At 34.6% G+C, this 14,741-nt stretch carries 14 protein-coding genes; 7 read left to right on the top strand and 7 right to left on the bottom strand.

The window, feature by feature from the left end:
• Nucleotides 1–182 precede the first annotated feature (182 nt).
• Together KEM10_RS01580 and KEM10_RS01575 are read left to right on the top strand one after the other, a co-directional pair.
• Nucleotides 183–1,247 carry a sensor histidine kinase gene (locus KEM10_RS01580; RefSeq protein WP_212212596.1) on the top strand — a complete coding sequence of 355 codons (1,065 nt, stop codon included), beginning with the start codon at nucleotides 183–185 and terminating at the stop codon, nucleotides 1,245–1,247.
• A 4-nt stretch (nucleotides 1,248–1,251) separates the two neighbouring features.
• A complete protein-coding gene (locus KEM10_RS01575; protein WP_212212593.1) occupies nucleotides 1,252–1,980 on the top strand; it encodes a LytR/AlgR family response regulator transcription factor in 729 nt (242 codons plus the stop codon).
• Nucleotides 1,981–1,986: 6 nt separating this feature from the next.
• Here KEM10_RS01575 and KEM10_RS01570 read toward each other — a convergent pair whose 3' ends face one another.
• From KEM10_RS01570 to KEM10_RS01540, 7 genes are all read right to left on the bottom strand, one after another.
• Nucleotides 1,987–2,208: a hypothetical protein gene (locus tag KEM10_RS01570; protein WP_212212590.1), complete on the bottom strand. Its 222-nt coding sequence runs from the start codon at nucleotides 2,206–2,208 to the stop codon at nucleotides 1,987–1,989.
• 51 nt (nucleotides 2,209–2,259) lie between these two features.
• A complete protein-coding gene (locus KEM10_RS01565) occupies nucleotides 2,260–2,811 on the bottom strand; it encodes a GNAT family N-acetyltransferase (RefSeq protein WP_212212587.1) in 552 nt (183 codons plus the stop codon).
• A 120-nt stretch (nucleotides 2,812–2,931) separates the two neighbouring features.
• A complete protein-coding gene (locus KEM10_RS01560) occupies nucleotides 2,932–3,921 on the bottom strand; it encodes a Gfo/Idh/MocA family protein (RefSeq protein WP_212212584.1) in 990 nt (329 codons plus the stop codon).
• Nucleotide 3,922: 1 nt separating this feature from the next.
• Nucleotides 3,923–6,649, bottom strand: coding sequence for a DUF3352 domain-containing protein (locus KEM10_RS01555; protein WP_212212581.1), 2,727 nt, complete (start codon nucleotides 6,647–6,649; stop codon nucleotides 3,923–3,925).
• 93 nt (nucleotides 6,650–6,742) lie between these two features.
• Nucleotides 6,743–9,121, bottom strand: a complete 2,379-nt coding sequence (gene porZ / locus KEM10_RS01550) for a type IX secretion system anionic LPS delivery protein PorZ (RefSeq protein WP_212212578.1) — start codon at nucleotides 9,119–9,121, stop codon at nucleotides 6,743–6,745.
• A complete protein-coding gene (locus tag KEM10_RS01545) occupies nucleotides 9,118–9,696 on the bottom strand; it encodes a non-canonical purine NTP diphosphatase (RefSeq protein WP_212212576.1) in 579 nt (192 codons plus the stop codon). Before KEM10_RS01545 ends, porZ begins: the two co-directional genes overlap by 4 nt.
• A 118-nt stretch (nucleotides 9,697–9,814) precedes the next feature.
• The gene (locus KEM10_RS01540) at nucleotides 9,815–10,648 is read right to left on the bottom strand and encodes a universal stress protein (RefSeq protein ID WP_212212573.1); all 834 of its coding nucleotides are present in this window, start codon (nucleotides 10,646–10,648) and stop codon (nucleotides 9,815–9,817) included.
• A 218-nt stretch (nucleotides 10,649–10,866) separates the two neighbouring features.
• On the opposite strand from KEM10_RS01540, the gene KEM10_RS01535 reads away from it, so the two are divergent.
• The 5 genes from KEM10_RS01535 to atpE all read left to right on the top strand — a co-directional run bounded on the left by KEM10_RS01535 (nucleotide 10,867) and on the right by atpE (nucleotide 14,733).
• The gene (locus KEM10_RS01535; RefSeq protein ID WP_244825459.1) at nucleotides 10,867–12,564 is read left to right on the top strand and encodes an adenylate/guanylate cyclase domain-containing protein; all 1,698 of its coding nucleotides are present in this window, start codon (nucleotides 10,867–10,869) and stop codon (nucleotides 12,562–12,564) included.
• 66 nt (nucleotides 12,565–12,630) lie between these two features.
• Complete coding sequence (locus tag KEM10_RS01530) at nucleotides 12,631–13,014, top strand: bactofilin family protein (protein WP_212212570.1); 384 nt, start codon at nucleotides 12,631–12,633, stop codon at nucleotides 13,012–13,014.
• On the top strand, nucleotides 13,001–13,390 hold the full coding sequence (locus tag KEM10_RS01525; RefSeq protein ID WP_212212567.1) for a hypothetical protein: 390 nt from the start codon (nucleotides 13,001–13,003) through the stop codon (nucleotides 13,388–13,390). Before KEM10_RS01530 ends, KEM10_RS01525 begins: the two co-directional genes overlap by 14 nt.
• Nucleotides 13,391–13,412: 22 nt before the next feature.
• Entirely contained in the window at nucleotides 13,413–14,492 is a 1,080-nt protein-coding gene (gene atpB / locus KEM10_RS01520; RefSeq protein ID WP_212212564.1) for a F0F1 ATP synthase subunit A, read from the top strand.
• A gap of 31 nt (nucleotides 14,493–14,523) precedes the next feature.
• Nucleotides 14,524–14,733 (top strand): ATP synthase F0 subunit C, encoded by a 210-nt coding sequence (gene atpE / locus KEM10_RS01515; RefSeq protein WP_212212561.1) that lies wholly within the window; start codon nucleotides 14,524–14,526, stop codon nucleotides 14,731–14,733.
• Nucleotides 14,734–14,741: the final 8 nt, after the last annotated feature.

The following is a 14,741-nucleotide window of genomic DNA, read 5'->3' as shown; positions in this document are numbered from 1 at the left end:
AATGTCAAATAAAGTTGGCCAGAACAGCATCTGCAATTTTAATGGACGAATAACACAAACTCAATTATAAACAACCGAGTTAACACCTCATGCCATCTATACCTTTCAATAAGGTTTTCGTCCTGAAAAGGATGGTCTGTAGCTATTAAGTTTGTAATTTGCTGTCCAAACCATTTTTTTGAATGCAAATAGTAAAAACAAATACGGGATGGATAGCCCAAATAGTAAATAACCGTGTGGTTCAACACATTAGTTACTGGGTGTTGTTTATTGTGTTCTTTGCTTTTGCATGGGGTACATACGACAATAATTTTGCTAAGACTATATTGATTGAAATAATCAATCTTCCGGCTAAGATATTGTTGGTATACACCATTTTATATTTTCTTTTTCCGCGCTATTTGTACAAGGGAAAAATCTGGAAGTTTATTATTTCATTCCTGATTATTCTTTTTATCGCTTCTTTTATTCAACGCATTACCGACTATTACATCATCGTTGAAAACTTTTTCCCGATGTGGGATAATGTTAGTATACTCAGCATTTCGCAATTGGTAAGGGCAGCTGTAAATTTTGGTGCCGTGCTGGCCATACCCATGACAGTGAAATTTATGGACTATCTGGCCAAAGTAAAACAGCACGAACAAGCTCTAATCAATGATAAACTCGAAGCAGAATTGATTTTTTTGAAAAACCAGGTACATCCGCATTTTCTGTTTAATACACTCAATAGTCTTTATTCATTAATTCTAAAAAAATCAGATCAATCGCTGGAAGTTGTATTGAAACTTTCGGGACTGCTAAGATATATGTTATACGAAACCAATGCTCCTGAGGTAAGTCTTGATAAGGAATTGGAGAGCATTAAGAATTATCTTGAACTGGAACAGATACGCTATGGCAAACGTGTGGAATTAAGTTTTAATGTTTGGGGCGATTTTAGTTCGCACCGAATAGCACCTATGCTTTTACTTCCTTTTATCGAAAACAGTTTTAAGCACAGTACCAAAGGCTTTTCGGGTATTGCCATGATTGCTATTGAAATAGGCTGTAAAGGGCACGAGCTGATTTTGAAAGTTGAAAACAGTAAACCTTCTGGCAACGAAAAAAGTGAGTTAGCCAGTGGAATAGGACTGCATAATGTAAAACGACGACTGGATATTCTGTATCCAAATCAACACCAGCTGAAGATTGAAGATGAAAATGAATCATTTTTAGTGATTTTAAAGATGAACCTGAAAAACTAAGCCGATGGATACAATCAAGTGTTTAATTGTGGATGATGAAGATTTGGCTATTGATGTGCTGGAAGAATATGTGAGTAGGATAGATTATCTTGAATTAGCAGGATCGTGTAGAAATGCAATGGAGGCAATGGCGTTTTTAAATGAGCATAAGGTCGATCTTGTTTTTTTAGATATACAAATGCCTGGACTTACAGGTTTGCAACTTCTTAAGAACATAACAGACCGACCTGAGGTTATATTGACCACAGCCTACTCGGAATATGCGTTGGAAGGATTTGAACTGCAAGTATTGGATTATCTGATTAAACCCATTCCTTTCGATCGCTTTGTTAAAGCTATCAATCGATTTTTTCAGGTACGAAAATCTCCCATTACACTTAGCGAATCATCACAATCCTCAACAAACAACGAGGCTTTTATCTTTGTAAAATCAGATAAGATGATGGTTAAAATTTTGCTTCGCGAAATTACGTATGTTGAAAGCTTGAGAAATTACGTGGCTATCAACATGAATAATGGTAAGATTATTAAAACCATGAATACCATCAGTAATATTGAAGAGAAACTGCCCGAAACCAACTTTTTAAGGGTGCATCGTTCCTTCATCATTGCCATTGATAAAATTGATAGTTTTACTTCGGGTAGTTTTAAAATTAATTCTGAAATCATCCCCATTGGCCGGCAATACAAAGAATTAGTTAAAAACCGACTGGAACAAAACAGTATTGATTAGCCCTTACTAATAATATTTACACAATAATGTATTTGCCAAAGGCTCCAATTCATTTGCCAAAGCCATCAACACAAATGCCGAAGCCATTAATGCATTTGCCAAGGCCGTAAATACATCTGCCAAAGCGGTAAATGTATTTGCCAAAGCCACCAACGCATTTGCCAAGACCTTAAATGTATTTGCCAAAGCCATTAATACATTTGCCAACACTAAAAATGTATTTGCCAAATATGAAAAACAATTGCCTAAAACGGCTTACCAAGTGCCTCTACAGGCTTACTAATTATAGTTTATCTGGAAATTAGAGATAATACCAAAGTTTGATTTGCCCGATGGCATGAGCTTTCCTGATTGGCCTGGTTTTTTAAATGAAAACCCGCACTTTTTAAATAGTCTTTTCATTCCACTGCTTTTCGGAACGTATAAAAATATTCGCTTGGGATTCAGCTGAAAAGTATATTCAATTGCTCTTGACAGCCATTGATCGGCAATATCCTGATGCTTTCGATTATTACCAACTCCAAAATTCTTGATCTCAATTTGATTATCGGCACTAATAACAAAATCGAATGTGCCAATTACTTCATTATCGTATATACCAATGTAAAAATGAACTTCCGGCACTGATAAATAGGTAGTAATAATTTTGTAATTAGAGGTTACCTCAAAATCACCCAATGATTGAATAAAACCGTTATTGTATAACGAGTGTGTATCAAGTGAATTATTCTTTATCCGATGGATTGATATTTTATGGGTTGCCCCTTCCTGGCGAATAAACTTCTTCTTATCGGTTAACTCAAGTAGGTTGATTTGATTATCTGCTTTCATATATCGTTGCTTTACAAGCACATGAAATAGCAATTATTAAACCATCAACTTAAATATGATGTTAACAAAGCGTAAAAAAGTCTAATACCGATTTATATATCTCAATAAAACAACCGATTATTAATCTACCAACTCCCAACCTTTAGTGCTGGCTGAGCGGAATACTGCGTCCATTACTTTTTGATTCAATATGGCATCATCGGTAGTAAACGGTAATGGTTTTTTATTGATAATTGAATCGGCAAAGGCTTCAAACATCAACCCATACTGATCCACAGGATCAAAACTTACCTCTCTTACTCCAATTCCGGTAGTAACAGTAACTTTAGCCGGCACATCGGAATAGGTATTAAAAGGCAGATGAACAATTATATTTCCGGCTGTTCCAACAATATCCACTTTTTGATATCCATCAGAAGCAGTACCAACATGTAACGACGCTCTAGTTCCACCAAAATCAAGTAAAGCCGATGAGAGCATATCGGTTTTAAAGTCTGGATGTTTCGTTACATGACTCACTACCTGATCGGGCTCTTTATCCAAAATAAACCTTGGTACCGATATGGCATAGCATCCAATATCTCTAATTGCACCACCTCCATACTCTAAAATATTTCTGATGTTATTAGGCGAGGGATTATTGTATGAAAAAGAAGTATGTATATAGTTTATCTTTCCAATGTTATTGGTTCTGATTACATCCCTGACGAACTGCCATTGCGGATGAAATTTATACATGAATGCCTCTGTTAAAGCCACTCCTTTTCGCTGAGTATATTCCAAAACATCTTCAGCCTCGGCTGTATTCATACAAAGTGGTTTCTCGCATAAAATATGTTTTCCTGCGTCTGCTGATTTCTTAATCCACTCAGCATGCATATGATTGGGTAACGGAATATAAACCGCATCAATATTACTATCGGCCAGCAAAGCTTCGTAACTACCGTAATGATTTGCAATAGAAAATTCTTTGGCCACCTCTTGTGCTTTAATATCAGATCGAGATGCTATACCATACAACTCTACATTATCAAGTTGCATAACCGGAAGCACTACTCGTTTAATAAAATGATTAGATGCACCTAAAACACCAATTTTTAATTTTTGCATATTACTCAACTCTATAGTTATACAAATAATTGTTTGCTCCTGCCACAATTAAGTTAAACTTTACTGATGACGACTTTAAAAAACCAATACTAAACCTTGATTTGCCAATTAACGGAAATCCTTTATACAAAGAACCATCATTGTTGATCAGGTATATTTTATTCCCATCCAGTTCAGATACACCCAACTTAGTGTTTTGAGATGAGAATTGATAGAGATCAACATTTAAGTTGATTTCAGAATCAAACTTCTTATCAAACGTTTTTTTGAATTGATGATTAAACATCGTTACCCTTTGAGGTTCTGATATCACATAATTTTCTTTACCGCCTTGATAAAATACGGATAATTTATGGTTCGTGTCAACACTTCCAATACCGGTACTTGAAACAGCTCCTGTCTTAAGGCTAATCTTCTTGATTTGTCCATCCTGAGAAATAGTTACCAATTCGTCGTTGGAACTGTTTTTATTCAATAGATAGAATGGTGTATTAATATTGGAAACAAAATCATTTTTAATCGGAACGCGAATATCACCTCTTCTATTCAATATGTAGTTCCTGCGATTATCAGATACCACAATGTAATCTTTATTGTTACTTCTGAAATGCTGAACAGGCTTCTGAATGATTCCTTCTGCTCCGTTAAAATCCCAGCCTGTAATGATATTACCCTTTTTATTGTAAAGATTTATCTTTTTGTTTTGGCAAGCTACAAATATCCGGTAGTTATCATTGTTATCATAGTCAACAACTGTTAAACCATTAGTTGCCTTTGAGGGCAATGTTACCGGAAAATTAGCAACATGATTTCCATTGCGGTCGAGTATATAAATTTTTGAAGGCGTGTTAAAAATATATTGCAGTTTATTGTTTCTATAATAATCTACCTGAGTGATTTCTCCAAGGATAGGTTCATTCAAAGGTTTTTTCCATAACATCCGGCCACTGTTACTCATCAGATACAGGTTGTATTTGGCATCCTGAATAACCACCTCTTTTTCGTTCGTATAATGATTTTTAACCAATGTTGGTTTTGTAATTGCCAGTGTATCTAATAAACTTTGCCAGATAGTTTGAGGTTCTGATGTTTTATTGGGCAAGTGCTGAAGATAAATAGTTGAATATATCATATTACCTGTACCACTCAGCTGACAACCAACCCCATAAAAGTTAGACAGTGCCTCTGATTGATTCCGTTTCAGATCTTTCCAAAGAGGCTGGAAGAATTGATTGGTAGTATGAGGTAACGCTTCGGTTTTAGCAAAAACAAAGACATTATCTTTTGATGAAAAATTATCGAGAAACTGTTGATGTGTTTTATTGTATTTAAGGGTTTTGTTTAAAATATTACTATACAAAAACTGCTCTAACTGCTTAGATTTTTCTGCAACAATCAAATGGTTTTTATAGAATGTAAAATATCTATCTGGAATATCACAAAACAACGAACCCAACAACATTTCAAAGACAGGATCATCATAGCTTTTATAAATATGATAGCTCAAACCATCATCTGGCTTATAAATGGTTGCAGGAGACGCAGAACTACCTGCCTTATTTAGGAGTTCCTTTAAAGTTTTCTCTCCTTCCGATTGACTATTTAACGACAATACCAGAATACCTTTATCAGATTGGGTTGTACCTTCATATGCCAGAGCAATCTCACCGGATAAAATGGAAAATAAAGGACTGGTAAAGTCAGTATTTTTCTTCTTTTCGATTTTTGCAATCGGATAAGCTTTATTGTTTTTCTGATAGTAAGAAGTGATTCTGTTTTTTATCTCTTCTCCACTTTTAAAAGTCAGTGTAATATATGCATTGGTATTGCTGGGTAAATACTGAAGAATATTCTTTTTTGACGACTTGGTTCCTTTTAACAAAGTGGGATAAACACCTTCAGACTCTTCTGTTAAAAAGCCATTCAAAAGTATACCGTCATTTTTAATTTCAAGATCTAACTCTCCCCACTCTGATTGCGTTCTTAACTGTTTTAAACGCCTTTCGAACTTAGGATTAACTATGGGCACGAGTACATCCGGTAGTGTTTGGAAATTAATATAAATATTGCAATTAGCTCCAACCCCGGCAGTTTTACTAACGTTTTTAAATTCCTTAGAACTTGTCCAATCATCATCAGAACCTATTTGTCTCAGGCTTGTCTCAAGCAACAACCCCGACTCACTTATAAAAACTACACCTTCGTTTATACAAACAAAAATTCCACTGTTCGATTCGTTATATTTTATCTCATATATCTTTGAGGAGCTGTACTTTCTTTCGTTTACGGAGCAGTTAGTTGGCGGTAACTTCTCGATATATTCACGAATAGCAATAGCTTCTTTCTTGTTTTGTAACTCTAGTAAATACAGTGTTTCAACACTATTTTTGCCTTGACTGTGAAGAGATATATAAATAGGATGTTTCGAAAGTCCAAGCGATGCAAACTCCTCTGATTGATTTAAAGAATCAATACCAAACAAAGGAGCAAAGGCTTGATTTAATATTGAGGAGCTAAATAGTTCTTCAGAAAAATCAATCTCTTCGACTATCTGTTTTCTAAGGTAATCAATATTCTTTGCTTTAATTATAACAGCGGCACTGTTAGGAATTAAACCGATTGAACTCTCATTATGATCAAAGTTTTTTAAACGAGTTAGTTGAAAAAGAATGTAAATTAAAATGCTGATTGCAACTGCAAAAACAATGTACAAATGCTGTTTTCTCATTTAGCTAAATTATCAAAATATTTGACCCCCAATAGTTATTACAAAACTAAAAGAGCTATAGAAGATAGCCAAACAAAAGCTCAAAAACTCACTTTAACGTACAATCATTATTTTAGTTGTTTGTACTTCAGTTCCATCTTCTGCAGAAATATAAGCAATATACACACCTGATTTTACTTTTTCACCATTAAAATTTCTTCCGTTCCAATAAGCTCTGCCTCCTAGCGATCGTGTTTCATAAACTAACTTCCCACTAACAGTTGTAATTTTAATATTACTATCCTTAACCAAACCCGTAATGGTAATTTCTCCCGAAAAGTCTTCTCTCACCGGATTTGGAAATGCATAAACTGAATTTAAAGTCCCCTCTCCTTCCGTTGCTTTTCCTTTGTATGATACGATACCTTTGTTGGTAGCTATAAACACCTCTCCACTCTGAGGATCAATAGCTACATCCCTTACATAATCTGATGGTAATGGCGAATTATCAGTATTAAATATTTCATATGTGGTTATTCCATCATCTGACACAAGAAATAATCCAGAGTTTTGTGTTCCAATCCACTTTCGATTTGCGCCATCTACCTCAATGCATGTCACATTTTCGTTCTCTAAAAGGTAGTCTGCCTGATTAGTACCATCATTTCTTGGCACTTTAATTCTGCTGGCTATTGGATAGTTCTCGCTAAAAATGGCCCAAGGGCGATAATAAACAACAACTCCTTTATCGGTACCTAACCAGATGTAACCATTTTTATCTTCAGCTATGCAGTATATCTGTTTCGTAATTTCTTTTGGCGATTCATCCCAAATTTTAAGTTGACCCACATTTCGGGAATCAGATTCAACGGAACTGCTTAAGGCTCCTCTATATTGATCGTCAGACTCATCTAGTAATGTTCCGTTCGTATTTAATACAAAAAGCCCTTTCCTATCAGTCCTCGGAATAATCACCCATAAATAATCATCTTTAGATATTAGAAATTTGTCTGTACTATGCAGGTTATTTAATGTTTCATAAGTAAAAGAATGCCATTTAGAAGTATCTTGACCCTCGCGCACAACTATTCCTTCTGACACTTCACTATTTGACATCCATAAATTCCCTTGACTGTCTGTAGCAATACCCCCAATCCTAACATAGTTCTGATTTCCATTTGGAAAAATATTCTGAAGATTACTATTAGAATGATTATAGTGATTGATTACTTCACCTTCTTTTATTACAAATATTCCTCCACCCCATGACGACATATATACAATATCATCATCATTAGAAGCTTGACATATTCTTATCAGATCACGCCATAAGTAGTTATTGTCAACAACCTGATTCTTGTAGTGTGTCCAATTTTCATTTCTAAAGAAAGAGTACTCGGCCATTGTATTAGTGTTGTTATACTCTGAATTGAGTGCACCTGCAACCGAATATAACCCATGTGGAGAGAACAGAATTTCAAAAGCACTATTTGAATAAGGCCCGTTAGGCAAAATAAATTGCTCATTATCCCCTTCCTTAATCACAAGCCCTTTAACATTATCAGCTATTAAATAACTCTGTCTTTGATCGGAAAAGAAACAATGATTAAGGCGGATAGTAGTATCTTCAATTTCTGGATTAGAATAACTATTAATTGTTTCTATCAAAGTTATATCTGAATCATACTTACTAATTGTATTCGTTTCAGCAATTATAAAATAATCATTCCCAGACTCAATATTCTTAAACCTAGTAGAACTTTTTACAATTTGCCAATTATCTTCTTTGCCTTTAAAAACCTGGTATTGGCTACTGTTATTTTTTGATACTGCTACTATATCATCATCCAAAATAGTAACAGCAACATATTCATCAGATGAATTTCCAACATCTGTCCAGGATTGATAATAGGCAATTAATGGGTCATTTAGATCTGCCATTAATAAACCCCTTTCTGTGGCTGCATATATGTCATTACCAAGTACAGCACATTCACTAATGAGTAGGTTTGAAGATTCAATTCCCAAATAATAAGTGTCTGCTATTTCTAATTTGAGAATATCTATAACAAGTATACCAAAATCAGTACTGCAATATACTTTATCTCCCGCCTTTTCAAAGTGATTTATTTGTTTACTCCCTTGTAACTGCTTATTCTTTAAATCCGGAATATTAATAACCCCATTCATTGAGAAAATATCAATATTACCATTCTCATAACCTATAATAAATCTATCATCACCAATACTTGCAAATGCAGATATATCAACATCACTCAAACCTGTAACAATATTCTGTTTAGATGTCAGTCCATTAATATAGTCATAAACAATAAGTCCTGTTTCGTTCGCTGCAATAATATAATTCTCACTTTCAGCAACATGAGCACTTCCTCTACATGAAAAATGATCGCGCCAATTATTATTCCATTGTGCCTCTACTGACGAAGTTAAACCAAGTAATAAAAGACCTATTACAATAATGTTTTTCATTGTTTCTTCTTAAGAAATTCAACTAGTTTATAAACAGCCTTTGCTCTATGGCTAATTTTATTTTTATCGGCTAAAGACATTTCTGCAAATGATAACGAATAACCATCTGGCTGAAATATTGGATCATATCCAAAACCATCCTTACCTGTTTTTTCTGTTAAAATTTGCCCTTCAACAACACCTTCAAAAAGATATTTCTGGTCATCAATTATTAATGCCATAACAGTCCTGAATTTTGCTTTTCGATTGGTTTCGGACTTCATTAATTCCAACACTTTTGCCATATTATCTTCAGCTTCTCTCTGAGGTCCTGCATAGCGAGCAGAATAAACTCCTGGCTCCCCATTTAATGCATCAATTTCAAGCCCGGTATCATCTGCAAAGCAATTAATACTATATTTATCATAGATATATTCTGCCTTCTGCAAAGCATTTCCTTCCAGTGTTTCCCTTGTTTCTGGAATATCATCGAAACAATTAATATCCGAAAGGTTTTTCAACTGGATTTTTTCTCCAACAGCTGCCTGTATTTCCTTTAACTTGTTATTATTATTTGTAGCAAAAACTAGTTCCATGAGATTTTATATAGAAGAATAACGAATAAAAGGGTAAAACTATTTTATTTCAATGCAAAAATAAACAGGCGACTCAAAAATTAAGTCGCCTGTTTCAATATTTTAATTACTCATTTTATCAACCAAAACCTCCATACCCATACTTCATCAAGTCTGTTCTAGGGTTGATAACTAAAACCGGTATTTGGCTATTATTAGCAATAATATACTGCTCATATGCACCTAAGACATAATCGTGAAACGAAATATCTCTGGTAGTCATTATTAATACCATATCCGCATCAATCTTCTCAGCGTACTGAATTGTTTCCTGCGAAAATGATGATTCACCTTCAGAGAGCGTTAATTCATAATCAATATTCTTTTCCTCCATAAAACGTTTTGAGAAAACTACGTTTGCCTTTGTTCTGCTATCTAAAATTCCTTCTTTTGAAGCAGTAGCGAATATATGCGTTTTCGTATCAAACATTTTATTGATAAAATCAACCCACTTAAGCTTTTCCTTGTTTTCGGTTTTATAATCAATTGGGAATACAACCTTATTATACTGATCATGTTTTGGCGGTGCCTGAACCACTAAATAAGGGATCTGAGAGCCAACTATCACTTTTAAAGCCCAACTTCCTGTAAGCTTTTGCAAGCCCTTCATTCCGTGAGTCCCCATCACCACAAGCAAACAATTAAGTTCCTCAACCACTTCGTTAATAGTCTTAAAAATGGTACCTTCTCTAACAAGTGTTTTTGGTAAGACTCCCCATTTACTTTTTATACTTTCTGCCCTTTCCATCAATTGCTTTTCTTGTTCAGAAACCATAGTATCTTTCTTAACAATATGCAATAATAGAATGTCTGCATCTAACTGTTTACTAACTAATATAGCATGCTCCACAGCATTATTAGCTATCTCCGTAAAATCAAACGGAACAAGAATTGTGTTTTTTGATGTCTCCATAAAAACGTGTGATGAATGTTCTGCAATTCAGGAATAAATATAGTACTTTTGAATTTAATAGCAAGTAGAGGGAATTAATCTATTTATATATATTAATGGAGTTCAAGAGAGTGCAAAGTTTAAATAAATTTATTTTTTTTAATTCCTTCGGATTCACCTTACTTTTTTTTCTTGCTATCCTTCCAAGCAGAATTTGGGCGCAAAACCATAAACCGCAATTGAAAATTTTGCTTGAGGATTCATCTCAAAACCTTACACTGGACGCTTCAAGCGATAGTCTAATTACTATTTCAGGCAATTCATTTTCATTGTATTGGAATGAACCTAAAGAGGATTGGAATCTTACCCGATACAGATTAATTCCTAAAAATATTAATTGGACGAAATGGAAAAAAAAATCTGGCCAAACCTATTTTAATGTTGCTGATGGGCAATATATTTTCCAGATACAACAGGCAAATGGGAACGAAATGGAGCTGCACATCTTGGTCGATAATCCTTTTTGGACTGCTACATTAACAGGTTATATAATTCTTGTATCCATCACTCTTCTTTTGGTAACATTTCTAATTTTCTTTTATCGACAAAAGATTAAGGCTACAACTCGTCAGGTTGAATTAAGATTAAAGAAAGAATACCGGATGAAATTTAAAGCCGGGCAAGAGAAGAGTGGAGAATTAGCCAATGCCGTTAAATCACAAGGACGTGTCCGTTCAAGAAAATATCAAAAAGTAACCGTTCTTTTTGCCGATATACAAGGGTTCACAAAAATTGTTGAACACATCAATCCGGAAAAACTTATTGATGAACTAGACCGTTTCTTCATTTATTTTGATGAAGTAGTTGAAAAATATCACATCGAAAAAATTAAAACTATTGGTGATGCCTACATGTGCGCTGGAGGCTTACCTAATAAAAATCGTACCAACCCTATTGAAGTTGCGCTTGCCGGATTGGAAATGCAGCGATTTATGGAAGAAAGCAAAAAGAAACATAGTGGCGAATACGGATATTGGGAATTACGCGTTGGTATTCATACCGGCCCGGTAATTTCGGGCGAAATAGGAAGAAAAAATGTATCCTTCGATATTTGGGGAGATACTGTAAACATAGCCTCCAGAATGGAATCATCAGGCACCGTAGGCATGATAAATGTTACCGGTATAACTTATCAATTAATAAAAGAATTTTTTATTTGCGAATATCGGGGTAAAATGCCGATTAAATACAAAGGAGAGACAGATATGTATTATGTGAGGAAGATTAAACCTGAACTATCTGAAGATGAATTAGGAATAGAACCTAATAGCAAATTCTTTATAAAACTTCAACATATTAGGTTTGGTGATTTGGAAGAACATATAATGAATAAATTGGATTCTGAATTACTGGATGAACTGCATTATCACAATAAGAAGCATACACAGGATGTTCTAACACAAATTGAAATAATTGGAAGAAGTGAGAACGTTTCAGAGGAAGACCTTCTCCTGTTAAAAACAGCGGCACTTTTACATGACATAGGATTTATTTTCGAGTATAACAATCACGAGGACAATAGCATTGCCTTTGCAAAGGAAATACTTCCGAAATATAATTACATCGATTATCAGATTCAGCAGATTATTGAGCTTATTGATGTAACAAAAGTTGGTAAAAGACCACGCAACTTCATGGAAAAGATAATGAAAGACGCTGATCTCGATTATCTGGGACGCGCAGACTTCATTCCCGTATCTGAGAGTTTATACCGTGAACTAAACATTCATAGTAAAGAAATGAACCTGGAAGAGTGGAATAAGATGCAGTTTGAATTTATATCAAACCATACCTATTACACTAATACAGCCCGTAACCTAAGACAAGTAAATAAAGAAAGACAACTTCAAAAACTAAAGGAACTAATTGAACTATAATTATGGGGTTCTTTTTACTCAGAAATTATCTATATTTGTTTAACGTTAAATTTTAGAATTAGAAAAATGGCTAAAAATTTTGAACCCGAAAACAAGTTGCCAAACATGATTGGACCCGGGACTAAGATAAAAGGGGACATTGAAACAAACGGCGACATAAAAATTGATGGTGCGGTTGAAGGCAATGTTGTTTCAAAAGGTAGGGTTTTAATTGGACAAAACGGAGTGGTTAATGGAGAAGTTAAATGTACCAATTGCGACATATACGGTACATTTGATGGCAAAATATTAGTCTCAGAATTATTATCACTCAAATCATCCAGTAAATTAACTGGTGATGTAAAAACAGGTAAATTATCTATTGAGCCAGGAGCCATCTTTACCGGAACATGTGACATGACGGGTAATACACCTGCCTCAGTTTCTACTAAACCAGATGCAAAAAAGTAAACCAAAAAAAAGAATAGTAAAGTTTACGCTTATTTACATATTGGCAGCAGCTTTCAGCTTCCTGCTTAATCACTTGGCAGACAAACATCTGCAAGTTGGTGCTGAGAAGATAATAGAATCCTCTTTATTTTTGGGAGGTGTTTATCTTCTTTTTTATTTTCTGTTCATTTTTACTCAAAAAAAAATACCCGAACAGATTGCTCCTATCTTTTTGGTAATGTTACTTTTAAAGTCTGGACTAGTGATTGCTTTTCTGTTCATTTTTTTAAATCCAATGGATGAAGAAAACAAAAAAGAAACACTTTTGTTCTTTAAAACGTATTTTGTTTTGTTGGTAACTGATTTAGCCATCAAAGTACAGTTAATGAAACAATAATTTGAAAATTCCACACTGCTTAATGCGACATACAAAACAGGTTTTAATTCTAATAGCTATCTTCTTTAGCTCATTGGTTACATATGCATCTGATAAGCATTCTGAGGAGATCGAAGAAGAGTTTGATGCCATGGAAATGATAAATCATCATATTGCTGATGCTCATGAATGGCATGTTATTTCGTATGCTAAGCAAAGTGGAGAAGAAGTTCATATCGCCATCCCCTTACCAATTATAATCTTTCATGATGGAAAATTAAGAGTATTTATGTCATCCGCTTTTCACCATGGAGAAGAGTTAGTGCACAAAGGAGATGATTACTACAAGTTATATCACGAAAAGATATACATAACAGACGCAGATGGTGCAATACATTACGATGAAAATCATGATGTTTTAAACGAAAAACCTTGGGATTTCTCAATTACTAAGAACGTAGCCTCCATGTTTATGAGTGCTGTTATTATTTTGTTATTATTTATTTTAGCAGCACGAAGATATGGACCTGAGCCAAAGGCTCCCAAAGGGTTACAGTCGTTTTTAGAGCCACTGATTCTTTTTGTACGAGAAGACATTGGGATAGCACAAATTGGTAAAGAAAAATATGAACGCTACATGCCATACTTATTAACGGTATTTTTCTTCATTTGGATAAATAACCTTATTGGGCTGGTTCCGTTTTTCCCTGGAGGTAGTAACCTTACCGGAAACATATCGGTTACCATGCTGTTGGCATTAATAACCTTTTTAGTTACTAATTTCAGTGGCACCAAAAGTTATTGGCAGCATATTTTTTGGATGCCGGGAGTACCTGCTCCAATACGCATTCTTCTGTCGGCGATTGAATTCATTGGAATTTTAACAAAGCCCTTTGCATTGATGATTCGTTTGATGGCTAACATCACTGCAGGACACATCATAATTTTGAGTTTGTTTTCACTCATTTTTGTTATGAAATCATTGGCCATTGCGCCTGTATCTATTTTAATGTCGTTAATGATGTTTATGCTTGAGTTGCTAGTGGCAGCTTTACAGGCTTATATATTTACATTGCTTTCGGCATTATTTATTGGCATGGCCGTACATGAAGAAGAACATTAATTAGTTATATAGTCATTTAAAAATTTAGAATATGGAAGGTTTGTCATTGACAGCAATAGGATTAGGTTTGATAATTATCGGAGCCGCTTATGGTATTAGTAGACTAGCTTCAAGTGCTTTAGAATCGATGGCTCGTCAACCCGAAATTAGTTCAAAGATTCAAACAGCAATGATTATTGCAGCAGCACTTATTGAAGGTGTAGCGCTATTTGCTATTGTTGTTGCCTTGATGAAAGGATAAACAAAAGC

It is taken from the genome of Carboxylicivirga linearis (genome assembly GCF_018271995.1).
GTDB lineage: Bacteria > Bacteroidota > Bacteroidia > Bacteroidales > Marinilabiliaceae > Carboxylicivirga > Carboxylicivirga linearis.
Note: the sequence above shows the minus strand (reverse complement) of the source record. Positions and strands in the feature narration are given on the sequence as shown.

Coding starts and splice junctions, on each gene's coding strand:
- KEM10_RS01580 (WP_212212596.1), top strand. CDS start 183: ATGCAAATAGTAAAAACAAATACGGGATGGATAGCCCAAATAGTAAAT.
- KEM10_RS01575 (WP_212212593.1), top strand. CDS start 1,252: ATGGATACAATCAAGTGTTTAATTGTGGATGATGAAGATTTGGCTATT.
- KEM10_RS01565 (WP_212212587.1), bottom strand. CDS start 2,811: ATGAAAGCAGATAATCAAATCAACCTACTTGAGTTAACCGATAAGAAG.
- KEM10_RS01560 (WP_212212584.1), bottom strand. CDS start 3,921: ATGCAAAAATTAAAAATTGGTGTTTTAGGTGCATCTAATCATTTTATT.
- KEM10_RS01555 (WP_212212581.1), bottom strand. CDS start 6,649: ATGAGAAAACAGCATTTGTACATTGTTTTTGCAGTTGCAATCAGCATT.
- porZ (WP_212212578.1), bottom strand. CDS start 9,121: ATGAAAAACATTATTGTAATAGGTCTTTTATTACTTGGTTTAACTTCG.
- KEM10_RS01545 (WP_212212576.1), bottom strand. CDS start 9,696: ATGGAACTAGTTTTTGCTACAAATAATAATAACAAGTTAAAGGAAATA.
- KEM10_RS01540 (WP_212212573.1), bottom strand. CDS start 10,648: ATGGAGACATCAAAAAACACAATTCTTGTTCCGTTTGATTTTACGGAG.
- KEM10_RS01530 (WP_212212570.1), top strand. CDS start 12,631: ATGGCTAAAAATTTTGAACCCGAAAACAAGTTGCCAAACATGATTGGA.
- KEM10_RS01525 (WP_212212567.1), top strand. CDS start 13,001: ATGCAAAAAAGTAAACCAAAAAAAAGAATAGTAAAGTTTACGCTTATT.
- atpB (WP_212212564.1), top strand. CDS start 13,413: ATGCGACATACAAAACAGGTTTTAATTCTAATAGCTATCTTCTTTAGC.
- atpE (WP_212212561.1), top strand. CDS start 14,524: ATGGAAGGTTTGTCATTGACAGCAATAGGATTAGGTTTGATAATTATC.